The organism is Pseudolactococcus hodotermopsidis, from assembly GCF_011170085.1.
Taxonomy (GTDB): domain Bacteria; phylum Bacillota; class Bacilli; order Lactobacillales; family Streptococcaceae; genus Pseudolactococcus; species Pseudolactococcus hodotermopsidis.
This window is the reverse complement of the sequence record NZ_BLLI01000066.1, coordinates 1-12,198: the sequence shown is the minus strand read 5'-3', so window position 1 is coordinate 12,198 and position 12,198 is coordinate 1. Positions and strand designations below refer to the sequence as shown.

The window sequence follows — 12,198 nt, the reverse complement described above, 5'->3', positions numbered from 1 at the left end:
GGATCTGTCAGAACGCCGTCGTGATAGCCATTATCAATCGGATCTGGCGCACCGTCTGGTGTCTTATCAAGCTCATTTGGAATACCATCGCCATCGCGGTCGCCGTCCAACTCATTCTTAGTGCCATCGCCGTCAATATCATCATCCATACTGTTCGGAATGCCGTCATTGTCAACATCGCCTGGTTCTTCAATCGGCTTATTCTTATCATTGCCATGATACGTGTTATCTGGAATTGACTCGCCTGACTGTTCGCCGTTCGGTGTTTTATCATATTCGTTGTTGATACCGTCGCCATCGATGTCTTTATCTTCTGCATTGGCAATGCCATCGCCGTCAATATCATCATCCTGTTGATTCGGAATACCATCGCCGTCTACGTCCGCTGGCGTTGTAATTGGATCTGTCAGAACGCCGTCGTGATAGCCATTATCAATCGGATCTGGCGCACCGTCTGGTGTCTTATCAAGCTCATTTGGAATACCATCGCCATCGCGGTCGCCGTCCAACTCGTTCTTAGTGCCATCGCCGTCAATGTCATCATCCATACTATTCGGAATGCCGTCATTATCAACGTCGCCTGGTTCTTCAATCGGCTTATTCTTATCATTGCCATGATACGTGTTATCTGGAATTGACTCGCCTGACTGTTCGCCATTCGGTGTTTTATCATATTCGTTGTTGATACCGTCGCCATCAATGTCTTTATCTTCTGCATTGGCAATGCCATCGCCGTCAATATCGTCATCTTGTTGATTCGGAATACCATCGCCGTCTACGTCCGCTGGCGTTGTGATTGGTTTAGACAAATTACCGTCGTGATAACCATTATCAATCGGATCTGGCGCACCATCTGGTGTCTTATCAAGCTCGTTTGGAATGCCATCGTCATCACGGTCGCCGTCCAACTCGTTCTTAGTGCCATCGCCGTCAATATCATCATCCATACTATTCGGAATGCCGTCATTGTCAACGTCGCCTGGTTCTTCAATCGGCTTATTCTTATCATTGCCATGATACGTGTTATCTGGAATTGATTCGCCTGACTGTTCGCCATTCGGTGTTTTATCATATTCGTTGTTGATACCGTCGCCATCGATGTCTTTATCTTCTGCGTTGGCAATGCCGTCGCCGTCAATATCGTCATCTTGTTGATTCGGAATACCATCGCCGTCTACGTCCGCTGGCGTTGTAATTGGATCTGTCAGAACGCCATCGTGATAGCCATTATCAATCGGATCTGGCGCACCATCTGGTGTTTTATCCTTATCATTTGGAATACCATCGCCGTCACGGTCAATGTCTTCATCATTTGGAATCTTGTCGCCATCAATGTCATCATCCATGCTATTTGGAATACCATCATTGTCAACATCGCCTGGCTCTTCAATCAAGTTATCGCTGTCTCCCTCATACCATGAGTTATCAGGAATATTGTCCCAAGCATGATCTGAATGATACAATGAGTCAGATTCAACATCCTCGGTATATCTAACCTCGCCATTGCCCTCTACAATTTTATCTACACCATTAGAAGGTTTAGGTTTACTTGCCAAATCAACCTGCATCGTCTCAGACTTACCAGGTATCCAACCCACTTCGTTTTCTCTTGGTACAGTATCCAATGTGACGATACCCGTATAACGGTCAACTTTCGCCAAGTCATCAGCTTTTGTGCTCGGATCATCAATCTTCTCATAGATTGTTCTATCTGGATGTTGGTCAAGATTACCATTTACAGCAAAATTCGCCAGATAAGCAGTGAGCGCCGCCTCGTTGCTCAATTTATCTGTTGGAATCGCAAGCTCTTCTCCAGTTACTTTATCCTCATACCATGTACGAGTAACTTTTACAGGAATCTTCTCAGAGATGTGATTTTTGTCATCATAATTGTGATCAACTGTGAAATTAACGATATAAGTTCCAGTTTTGAGTTCAGTATCGCGAACCAACTGAATCGTATAGTCCTGTGAACTTGTTTCATCAGCGTCAAACACTGCATTAGCATTAAAGTTATTAGACTTCACAACATAGCCCTGAGCCTCGAAAGTCGCAATTTTGCTAGCAATGTCATACTCAGCCGAACCGCTAATGCTAGTCCCCGCTTGACCATCTACTGACTTAGTCTCTAAAGTAGCACCACCTATTGAGGCATCAATAAACGTAAATGTCGCCGTTTGCATGCTAGTATCAAGGACAATATCAAGCGTTTGTACTTGCTTATCAGCCGTTTCAGCACCAGTCGTATGATTCAGATTATCTGTTGCATCATACTTGAAAATTTTCGCTGCTTCTCCAGCACTCACTTTATAACCAGCTGGGATAGTAACATTTCCCATAGTAAGCAACTCAGCATACGTTTTCTCTAAACCAGAAGTACCAGAAATTGGATAAGTCGTCGTGCCAATCTGCTTACCGTTCTTATCAACCAATCTAACCGTCAAATCTTGTTTAACTGGTGTCACATAGAAAGTTGTCTTAGGTGTATTTTGCGCCAAAACTTGCGTTGTCTTAGGCTGCGCATGATTGGTATCTAATTTATAACCTGCTGGGATATTAGTCGCTGTATAATAAGGAGCTTCCCAGTTGATAACATTACCAACGTTAGCTGTTACAAGACCGAGAGTCGATTCCTGCTCAGAAGTTGCGACTTCTGAAACATCTACAACATCTCCTGTAACAGAATTAACGTATTGATACTCAACATCATCAACGTCATTACCGTAAACATAGACATTATAAACGTACTCAACGCCCTCCATTGGCACAATCATCCGCTCAAGCTGACCTTTGGCGTTCCCATTATCAACAAGGGTCGTTTGGTCGCCCTTAGACTGTTTGTCTGTCGCTGCGATTGGATTAACTTGATCGCCTAACGCCCACTTGTAGTTGGCCGGCATATTATCATGGACAAATCTTGAAACATCCGCTGGAATTTCTTGACCGATGTAATATTTATTGTGTCCACCAGCATCCAGTTCATTAACATCAAGCATAACGCTATTCACGATATGATCCGCATCAGTTGTACTTGTTGCACTTTGATCAATGTAGTTAATTTTAACTGTTCCATTCGAAATCGCATTGGTTTGAAGCTCGCGAACATCAGTCATCTTCAGTGAAGTAGTCGTACCACCACCAATTGGATTAATTGTCGCATTAGCGCTATTACCCACAATAGTCATTGTGGCAAATTTAACATCATTGTCATCTTTATCTGGAGTATCGCCCGCTAACTGATTTTTAGCTCCTCTCCACACATCAATAGAGGAGTTATCCATGATAAACTTACCATCACCTGCGAAAAGGTTAGCAGAAGGATCGATATTAGCCTCACCTGTACTAGATAGATTTACAATATGTAGTGCTTTAGGTGAGATAAACTTAATCGTTGCACTAGAACTATCTAAATTAAATACTGGACTACCAGGACGCCATTGTTGAACATCTAATATTGTACCAGCGTTAAACAGAATATTGGTATTATTTCCCAATTCAACACCACTATCATCTTTCATAGCAGTTGCGGTCATTTTGAGATTTTTGCCAAAAACGTAATTTCTAGGGCTTTCGTTTTCAAATAAATATTTAAAGTTATACTGTTCCCAAACAACATTATCACCAAGATTTAAATTGTTTAACTGAAAAAGCATGTCATAATCATTTTGAACTGTTTGTATACTCGCATCACAGACAATATGCACACCATCGCCAATATTTGCTGTTGCATTGTTATAGGATTGGAAATAAATCATCGAGTCATGAGCACCGTTAGGTGGTCGACGCAATATTACCTCACTACCATCAACCATATCAACAAACTCCGCCCAGCCCATTTCCTCAATAGCGGTAGTGTATACTTTACCTGATAAAACTACCTTAGCATTTGCGCCACGATTTTTGAATAGACGAACAACTTGTGTACCATTTCGATTACCACGTGATTCATTTACATCCGAAAGATCTCCTGTATTACTACCAACATAACTCACATTATCAATATTAACATGCCAGCTTGAACCATCACCAGACTCAGACTGTTGATTTATCAAAGCTCGGTCAGCCTCACAACCTCGACCAATAATATTTAAATTTGTTACGGTAAAGGTAGTAGCTGTGGTATTTCGATTTAAACTAAAAATAGCCCCTAAAATATTAATTGTATGAGGATTACCATTTTCATCGCTACCGTCAATCGTTAATTCACCACTACGTTCACTTAATCGTCCATAGTTACTACCACCATCACTAGTACCAGCAAAAATGAAATCAGATGCAACTTGAATATAGCGAACATTTTGATTTTCATAAGCACGTTCAAAGTCCTCAAAATTATCAACTGAGACCCATGCACCTTGAGAGATGGCAGTACCACTTAACCCTGCTATCGTAACTTGTGGCATAGCTTTAGCCGCAGCCGCAGCCGTACCATTTTTAGCAGCGACAACTGCATCTGGCAATGGCACATGCACAGACGTCGTTGATTCAGCTGGCGCATTGTCATTTTCTATCACACCAGCCTCAAAATCGCTACGATCAACATCAAGCAAGCTTGCCACTTTCAAACTTTCTTTGGCTGTGATAGCTCGTTCAACGTGCAAACTAGGTACATCCGCATCTTCTTCACCATCAGCTTTTTGACTAGCAACAATCGCCTTATCATTTTCATCCGCAGATGAAATCACAGCATTACCTGCAATAACGCCACCTGCAATCATCGTCAGGATAGAGCTGGCATAGATCCATTTTTTCCCGCTCTTCCACATCCGATAATTGGTGTTCTTAGTTTCAACGTTTTGGTGCAACAATTTACTAAGATTGTTCTTTTTCTTCATTTGTTCCTCAATTCTTCCGTAATACTAATTAAAGTTGTAGTGTTCAATAACTATTTTATAATATTAAACATACCTAAAAAAAATAAGTTCCGATTCTGAGACTTCGTTATTTAAAGTTTTTATGACTCCTATAACCTATGGTACTTGTTATTTATTAACAAAATGAGTACTTCTTGACTAATTAACGAAATCCCTATATAATGATAGAATGGGAAGTAAACATAGTAAAAAATCTAAATTTGGCTTAATCTTGTTTAGCCTCAGCCTCATCATCATAGCAATTTCATCTATTTTAATTAAAAAACCTATTGAAAAAAAAGCAGCTGTAAAACCTACCATTTCTAACTCTAAAAAAGTAGCGCTTTCAGTTGAATCGTCGTCAAGTACGTCAGTCGTTTCTTCAAGTTCAGTTAGTATTACCGAGAGTACTGAAAAAGTTGAAACGACAGGTGGTCCTGGTTGGGTCAAGGTCAACTCAACAGGCGATGGCGAGAAATTTACCGATCTCTCAACTGCTCATGTCACGATTTACAAGGCGCACAATCCTTATGTTTTAAAGACCGCAACCTCCATTATGCCGACCTTACAAGTTCTACCTGAGGTTATGGCACAATATCCAGATGCACTGATTTTGAACGCTTCTGGTTTTAACATGGACGAGGGAAATATCACTGGTTTTCAGATTAATAATGGGAAACTTTTTATTGATTGGGATGAAAACATTCGTGCAAAACAAGCTTTTGTCATCAATAAAGACGGCTCTATCACAACTTACGATAACACAACACCCGCTAAGCAAATTATCGCTAATGGCGCTGAACAATCGTATAGTTTTGGTAAAATTCTCATCAAAAATGGGCAAGACCAAAACGAAGGCGAGGCGGTCAACTGGATGCTCCATAGTTTTATCGGCAATGACAAAGATAACAATATCTACGTCATGGTTAGTGAAACTGGTGCGGGATATGACAATATCATGAGTCAAATCGCTCCTCTCAATCTTGAAAACCTTGTCCTTATGGACGGTGGTGGTTCTTCCCAAATGGGACTTAAAGGCCAAGTCATCGTACCGAGTCAAGATAATCGCCAAGTTGGTGACTTTATCGTCCTAAAATAACTTATGAAAGATAACATTTCCCCTATGAAAAGAACAACGAAAAAAGAAAAAAAGAAGCCCAAAAAATCGTTCAAGATTTTAGTACTACTCTTTTTCCTTATCGCTGCTTGTATTACTTTTGTCCTCTTAAAATCAAAACCAACAGATTCCCTAGGGGCTAAACCTACTAAAACAAACGCACCAAATACTATCGTTAGCTCACCACCTGTATCCATTGCACCCGCTCCTGAAGTTGAAGATACCGGCGAAGCAGGATGGGTCAAGGTCAAATCAGCAAATAAACTCGAAAAATTCACAGACCTATCTGTTGGAGATGTCCTGATTTATCGTGCAAACAATCCAAAAGTTTTAAAAACAGCTGCAGCGCAATTTCCTGGGACTTATATGATGGCTGACATCATTGCACAATATCCCGACAGCCTAATCATGAATACGTCAGGTTTCAATATGGAAACTGGGCAAATTGTTGGATTTCAGATTAATAACGGTCTGCTTTTTTCAAATTGGACGAATACTGAGTATGGTAGTGCTGCTTTCGTCATCAATAAAGACGGTTCTGCGCGCGGTTACGACCTCTATACACCCGCTACTGAAATCCTCGAAAGAGGAGCGCAAGAAAGTTTTGGCTTTGGTAGCATTCTCATCAAAGACGGCGAAATTTTGCCAAATGACGGCACTGTCAACTGGATGATTCACTCTTATATCGGCAATGATGCTGATAATAATATCTATCTCATCATCTCTGACACAAGTGTCGGCTACGACGGTACAATGGCTGCAGTAGCAAACCTTAACCTCCAAAATCTGGTCGTTCTTGACGGCGGTGGTTCTTCTCAAATGTCACTTGATGGCAACATCCTTTTTGAAAGTCAAGACGGTCGCCCTGTTGCTGACTTTATTGTTTTAAAATAATGAGTAACTAAAAAAGACATCTTTGCAAATGTCTTTTTTAGTTACTCATTTAAAGCCTCTTCAATCTTATCATGGGCTTTATTAATCTTATCTTCTGGCAAGATTAATTGCTCCTTATCATCAATCATCGTCTTAGCTGGTTTCAGATTTTCCTTGGTAATTCCGCCAAGAACACTGTTATATTGCAGCCCAAGCATTTCAAGATTCCCTAAAACAAAGTCTGTTTTGATGTTATTACCAAAAGCTGTAATAAATTTATTGTAATTGAGAACCGTACCAACTGACTTCATTTTCGGAATAATCGCCATAAGAACAGCTTGCTCGCGCTCAATCAAGTCTGCATCAGCCTTAGCTGGATCGTCTCCAACTTTTGTCAGGAAACCTCGAACTTCTTCAGCATTGGTTAAATGTTGTGTTCCTTTTTCAAATTCATAGCCATTAGCAATAAAGTGCGTATTATTAGAGACTTGAATGCCACCAACAGCAACAACAAAATCGCCCAGCCCTGCCATATCAAACTTCACATATCGCGGAATTTCAACACCAAACAAGTTTTGCAACGCATCAATCTCACCTGCAACCCCTTTTGTGCCGTACAACTCTTTCAAAGTTGTATTTTCAGACGTCAGATAAATATCACGGTTAAGACTGATAACCGTCATTTTATCTTGTTTAGGATTGACCGTCAGCAACAAAATATCATTGGCAGTGTCACCATTAACACCTAAAAATAGAAAAGTAAACGGCGATTTCGCCTTCAAACTTGGCAACTTCGCCTCCGTCTGCCGATCAACCTGCTCGTAAGCCTTAGTTGAGGCTTTTTTAACATCCAGATAAGCCTTCCCCCCCAGCACACCGCCGACTAAGAGAATCAGAAGAATCAGCACACCAAAAATTTTAAGCCCACGATGTTTTTTCTTCGGCTTGACTTTTTTTGTCGCCTTAGCTCTCTTACCTGACGACTCCGATACCCGCTCCGAGCGCCGTTTTCTAGTTTCTGCCATGCGTTTACGCTCCTTTTTTGATTTTGCCATGCCACGTTTTCATACCCGTTTTAAGGATGAAAATGTTGATGTAACCCGCTTTTTTGAGTTTGAGCGCTGCGCGTATCGCAACAGCAGGTTTTGCATTCTCATAAAAAAGAATTGGTTTATCTTTACGAATCGCAGATAAACTTTGGTCAAGCGTTGAAAAAGGCAAGTTCCGTGCACCCAAGATATGGGCAACTCGAAAGTCATTTGCCTCACGCAAATCAATCAATTGACCACCAATCATTTGCTTAGAAAATTCAGCATTATCAACAAGTTTGGCAACAGATTTAATTCGAAATTTATTGACAAAAGGATAGCCAATAATACCGATAACAATCAGAATTAAAACGATATTAACATAAAATAACATTTTTAAGCAACCTCATTTTCAGCAAATTTCAAAGCAAGACTCGCCGCCCCAATGATACCCGCATCATTGCCAAGTTCAGCGATTTTGATTTTTGTTGAATGGCGAACCTGTGGAAAAGTGTAAAGATTGAAATATTTTTCAACACGCAGACGCAAAAATTCGCCCGCAGCCGACACCCCACCACCGATGACAATTGAGTCAGGATTGAGCGTATTGGCAAGATTCCCAGAGGCAAGTCCAAGATACTGACAAACCGTTTCAACAACAGAATCAGCAAATTTATCGCCATTTTCAGCAGCCATAAAAATATCTTTTGAGGTCACTGCACTACCATTGTCAATGGCTGCTTTGACAGCTGAATCACCTTCATACTTTTCAGCAAGTTGGCGCGCCACACGAACAATGCCCGTCGCTGAAGCAACTGTTTCGAGGCAACCTTTCTTGCCACACGTACACTCAAAAGCAGTCGCACTCGTATCAACAGTGACGTGACCGATTTCCCCCGCAGCACCTGCAACACCGTGAATCAACTGACCAGCTGCGATAATACCACCACCGACACCTGTTCCAAGTGTCATAAAGATAACGTCTGGATTATTTTCTCCAGCACCAACCCAACGCTCGCCGAGCGCCGCAACATTGGCATCGTTATCAATAGCAAACGCCAAACCAACACCAGCTTCAACCTCTTTACCAACTTCTTGTAAAGTTTCCCAACCTAAATTATAAGCACCAACAACCGTATTTTCGTTAATGTCAACTGAACCAGGAGACCCCATACCAATGCCAAGAAAATCAGACTTATCAAGTTGATACAAGTCCAAACGATGATTGATAGAAGCAACAATATCAGGGACAATACGTTTACCACTGCCAATAATATTAGTCTCAATCGCCCATTTATCCTGAATTTCACCTGCTACTGTCAAAATACCAAATTTAATTGTTGTGCCACCGAGGTCAATGCCAATAATTTTTTTTGTCATGATTTTTTCTCGCTTTCAAGTCTGTATTCTCGCCGCAAAATCAAATCGGCAGTAAAATATTCTTTATTATCAGGGATTAATCCTGCATCATACTGTGCTTTTAGCTCCTGCGCCATAAAATAAATAGCATCTTTACGGTCACTAAAAAGGTTGATGTAGCCACGTTTTTTAAGAAATTCCTGAACATCGTATAATGTTTTCATCCTCTCATAGTTTACCATATTATGAAAACATTTTCAAGAATCAAAATTTTTGACTGTCGTGCATTCATATCACTGTATAAAAACGAAACGCAAAATTTTGAGATGGAACAAACAAATGTGTCGATGCCTAAATCACATTGTATATAGCTACTTCTCTTAACGATTGCTCTAGCTTTTTTAATAAATCGCGAACTGCGGTAAGCTACTTGAAATACTCTTTTTAAGCTCACAGAAAAAATCTAGTCTTTTTTATAGCTAATCAAAAAAGCCCGCTATCACAAGCAAGCTCTTTAGTTTCAAAACTTCTCTTCTTACAAACCAGGCGCCAAACCAAGTTCTGATTCAAGCATCCAAATTGTCTTTTCAAGGTTACCTTTGGCATCACAAAACAAACCATTTGTCACGTCATCGCCTTCTTCATCACTTGCATCCAAACCATCTTGAAAGAGAACTGCCAAGTATTTATAAGCCTTGACAACTTCTGTCAAACGTTCTTCGGTTGATTTGCCCCAAGTTGCTGGTTCAAGTTCGATTTTTGACAACTCATCAAATTCTTTCAAAGTTGACACTGGCGAACCACCAATTGTAATCAAACGCTCTGACAATTCATCCAAATGGTCATTCAGATCGTCCATCAAATCGTCCATTTTAGGGTGCAATTTCATGAAACCAGGACCACGTAAATACCAGTGAACTTGATGAACCAAAGCTGAAGCTTTCGACAAATCAGCAACAGATTGATTCAAAACAGTTTTTGTTTTTTCTCTCGTCATAATCTTCTCCAAATCTTTCTTGATACTTTCATTATAAAAAAAATTAGTCATTTAATCAAACAATTTGATTTCTTTTTCGTATAAGATAGTATGGATAAAATTTTATTTTTCACAATTGGTACAATTTTCGGCTCATTTTTTGGCGTGATGATTGACCGCTTACCTGACCACTCTATCATTTTGCCCCGCTCGCATTGTGGAAAATGTGGTCAGACTTTAAAAAATCGAGACTTAATACCACTGATTTCTCAGGTCTTGAGCCACTCAAAATGCCGCTATTGTGGCACACAAATTCCCTTTTGGTACGCTAGTTTGGAATTTTTGACAGGTTTAATTTTCCTGTTTGGCTTATCAGGTAAAATCGAACTAACAGTCTTTCTCATCTTACTTGCTTCAATTTTACTAACAGGATTCGACCTCAAAAATCATAGTTTTCCGCTAATTATCTGGCTGATATTTTTCATCTGCTTACTTTTTTCAGCTAATCTCACTTTCCTTGCCATTTTTTCTATCATTTTAGGCATCCTAACTGAATTTTCTTCAGCCAATAAAATAGGTAGCGGCGACTGGCTCTATTTGAGCTTGATTGGCTTTTCAACTGATTTTTTCCAATTAAATCTTATCATTTTGATCGCCAGTTTGAGCGGTATTCTCTACTACCTTTTCACACAGAAAAAACAAGAAATCGCTTTTTTGCCTTTTCTCTTTTTCGGCTACCTTTGTCTCCTCTTCATAACCCCGTTACTGTAACGCCAAGCAAGCGAACTCCCGCATTTTCACGCAAGCTATTCTCTAATAATTTTCGTGCCTGTTGCGCAATCGTCTCAAAATCAGCCGTTTTCTCGTCTAAAGAAACGCGCTTAGTCATTGTTGCAAAATCAGCATATCTAATTTTAATCACAATAATTGAGCCTTGCAACTTATTTTCACCTAATATATCTGAAACTTTTTGCGACAGTATGGTAATTTCTGCCTTAATATCCTCCGCCAAATAAAGTAATTTACCATAAGTTTTTTCCTTGCCAACAGACTTCCGAAGTCGATTAGGTTTAACTGGCGAATTGTGAATACCATTAGCCTTAAGATAAAGTTCCCAACCAAATATACCAAGCTTTTCTGCTAAAATCTGTGGCGAATAAGCTTGAATCTCTTTGCCTGTTTTAATGCCCAGAACTTCAAGTTTCTCCGCTGTCTTAGCCCCCACACCATGAAATTCTTCTACCGGTAAGTTCGCCAGAAAATCAAGTGCCTTTTCTGGTGTAATCAAGGTTAAACCGCGCGGTTTTTCTATATCTGAGGCAATTTTCGCCAGAAATTTATTATAAGAAACCCCCGCTGAACTCGTCAAATGTAGCTCAGTAAAAATATCGTGCTGAATCATTTTGGCGATTTTAACAGCACTTGTTGCCCCAATTTTATTTTCAGTCACATCCAAATACGCCTCATCAAGTGCCATTCCCTCAACTTGGTCAGTATAGCGATGGAAAATTTCGTGCATTTGCCGCGAAATTTCCCGATAATGCTCATAATTTCCTGAAACAAAGACGGCTTGCGGACAGAGTTCATAAGCCTCTTTTGACGACATAGCCGAGTGAATACCAAACTTGCGTGCCACATAATTTGCAGTTGACACCACACCTCGTCCACCAGTCTCAATCGGATTTCGTGCGATAACGACAGGCTTTCCAATCAACTCAGGATTATCCCGCTCCTCAATTGAGGCGAAAAAAGCATCCATATCAACATGAATAATTTTTCGGCTAGTATCATTGATGAGTGGAAAGATTAACATAATTCTATTATAACACAAACCGTTAGTTAAAGCAACTAACGGTTTTTAATAACCACGGTCATTTCATAAATTTAATTTATCCGACAAATTCCGAAATTTCACAAGTTAAATAGCTATTTCAGACGATTATTTCCCTAACCGCTTTAATTTTCATAAAAAATCTGTTAAACTTTCGTTAT

At 40.1% G+C, this 12,198-nt stretch carries 10 protein-coding genes; 3 read left to right on the top strand and 7 right to left on the bottom strand.

Going from position 1 to position 12,198, the window contains the following annotated elements; all coding sequences use genetic code 11:
- Positions 1 to 4,835 (bottom strand): mucin-binding protein (locus Hs30E_RS09195; RefSeq protein ID WP_172209664.1); only part of this gene is annotated, 4,835 nt, incomplete at its 3' end.
- A 208-nt stretch (positions 4,836 to 5,043) separates the two neighbouring features.
- Here Hs30E_RS09195 and Hs30E_RS09190 point away from each other — a divergent pair.
- Together Hs30E_RS09190 and Hs30E_RS09185 are read left to right on the top strand one after the other, a co-directional pair.
- Positions 5,044 to 5,952 (top strand): phosphodiester glycosidase family protein, encoded by a 909-nt coding sequence (locus Hs30E_RS09190; RefSeq protein ID WP_172209663.1) that lies wholly within the window; start codon positions 5,044 to 5,046, stop codon positions 5,950 to 5,952.
- A gap of 24 nt (positions 5,953 to 5,976) precedes the next feature.
- A complete protein-coding gene (locus Hs30E_RS09185; protein WP_228462039.1) occupies positions 5,977 to 6,864 on the top strand; it encodes a phosphodiester glycosidase family protein in 888 nt (295 codons plus the stop codon).
- Positions 6,865 to 6,905: 41 nt separating this feature from the next.
- Here the strand turns inward: Hs30E_RS09185 and Hs30E_RS09180 are convergent, their stop codons facing one another.
- From Hs30E_RS09180 to Hs30E_RS09160, 5 genes are all read right to left on the bottom strand, one after another.
- The gene (locus tag Hs30E_RS09180) at positions 6,906 to 7,868 is read right to left on the bottom strand and encodes an LCP family protein (protein WP_172209661.1); all 963 of its coding nucleotides are present in this window, start codon (positions 7,866 to 7,868) and stop codon (positions 6,906 to 6,908) included.
- A gap of 4 nt (positions 7,869 to 7,872) precedes the next feature.
- Positions 7,873 to 8,265 carry a rhodanese-like domain-containing protein gene (locus Hs30E_RS09175; protein ID WP_172209660.1) on the bottom strand — a complete coding sequence of 131 codons (393 nt, stop codon included), beginning with the start codon at positions 8,263 to 8,265 and terminating at the stop codon, positions 7,873 to 7,875.
- A 2-nt stretch (positions 8,266 to 8,267) separates the two neighbouring features.
- Entirely contained in the window at positions 8,268 to 9,251 is a 984-nt protein-coding gene (locus Hs30E_RS09170; protein WP_172209659.1) for an ROK family glucokinase, read from the bottom strand.
- Positions 9,248 to 9,454, bottom strand: a complete 207-nt coding sequence (locus tag Hs30E_RS09165) for a YqgQ family protein (RefSeq protein ID WP_172209658.1) — start codon at positions 9,452 to 9,454, stop codon at positions 9,248 to 9,250. The genes Hs30E_RS09170 and Hs30E_RS09165 overlap by 4 nt, the downstream gene beginning before the upstream one ends.
- 311 nt (positions 9,455 to 9,765) lie before the next feature.
- The gene (locus Hs30E_RS09160; RefSeq protein ID WP_172209665.1) at positions 9,766 to 10,227 is read right to left on the bottom strand and encodes a Dps family protein; all 462 of its coding nucleotides are present in this window, start codon (positions 10,225 to 10,227) and stop codon (positions 9,766 to 9,768) included.
- Positions 10,228 to 10,317: 90 nt separating this feature from the next.
- Between Hs30E_RS09160 and Hs30E_RS09155 the strand changes: the two genes are divergently transcribed.
- Positions 10,318 to 10,977, top strand: a complete 660-nt coding sequence (locus Hs30E_RS09155; RefSeq protein WP_172209657.1) for a prepilin peptidase — start codon at positions 10,318 to 10,320, stop codon at positions 10,975 to 10,977.
- Here the strand turns inward: Hs30E_RS09155 and dinB are convergent.
- On the bottom strand, positions 10,958 to 12,019 hold the full coding sequence (gene dinB / locus Hs30E_RS09150; RefSeq protein ID WP_172209656.1) for a DNA polymerase IV: 1,062 nt from the start codon (positions 12,017 to 12,019) through the stop codon (positions 10,958 to 10,960). The two genes, Hs30E_RS09155 and dinB, sit on opposite strands and share 20 nt — an antisense overlap.
- Positions 12,020 to 12,198: the final 179 nt, after the last annotated feature.

Bases quoted from the DNA above. Each gene is read 5' to 3' on its own strand.
- Hs30E_RS09160 (WP_172209665.1), bottom strand. From the start codon at position 10,227: ATGACGAGAGAAAAAACAAAAACTGTTTTGAATCAATCTGTTGCTGAT.
- Hs30E_RS09155 (WP_172209657.1), top strand. From the start codon at position 10,318: ATGGATAAAATTTTATTTTTCACAATTGGTACAATTTTCGGCTCATTT.
- Hs30E_RS09185 (WP_228462039.1), top strand. From the start codon at position 5,977: ATGAAAAGAACAACGAAAAAAGAAAAAAAGAAGCCCAAAAAATCGTTC.
- Hs30E_RS09175 (WP_172209660.1), bottom strand. From the start codon at position 8,265: ATGTTATTTTATGTTAATATCGTTTTAATTCTGATTGTTATCGGTATT.
- dinB (WP_172209656.1), bottom strand. From the start codon at position 12,019: ATGTTAATCTTTCCACTCATCAATGATACTAGCCGAAAAATTATTCAT.
- Hs30E_RS09165 (WP_172209658.1), bottom strand. From the start codon at position 9,454: ATGAAAACATTATACGATGTTCAGGAATTTCTTAAAAAACGTGGCTAC.
- Hs30E_RS09190 (WP_172209663.1), top strand. From the start codon at position 5,044: ATGGGAAGTAAACATAGTAAAAAATCTAAATTTGGCTTAATCTTGTTT.
- Hs30E_RS09170 (WP_172209659.1), bottom strand. From the start codon at position 9,251: ATGACAAAAAAAATTATTGGCATTGACCTCGGTGGCACAACAATTAAA.
- Hs30E_RS09180 (WP_172209661.1), bottom strand. From the start codon at position 7,868: ATGGCAGAAACTAGAAAACGGCGCTCGGAGCGGGTATCGGAGTCGTCA.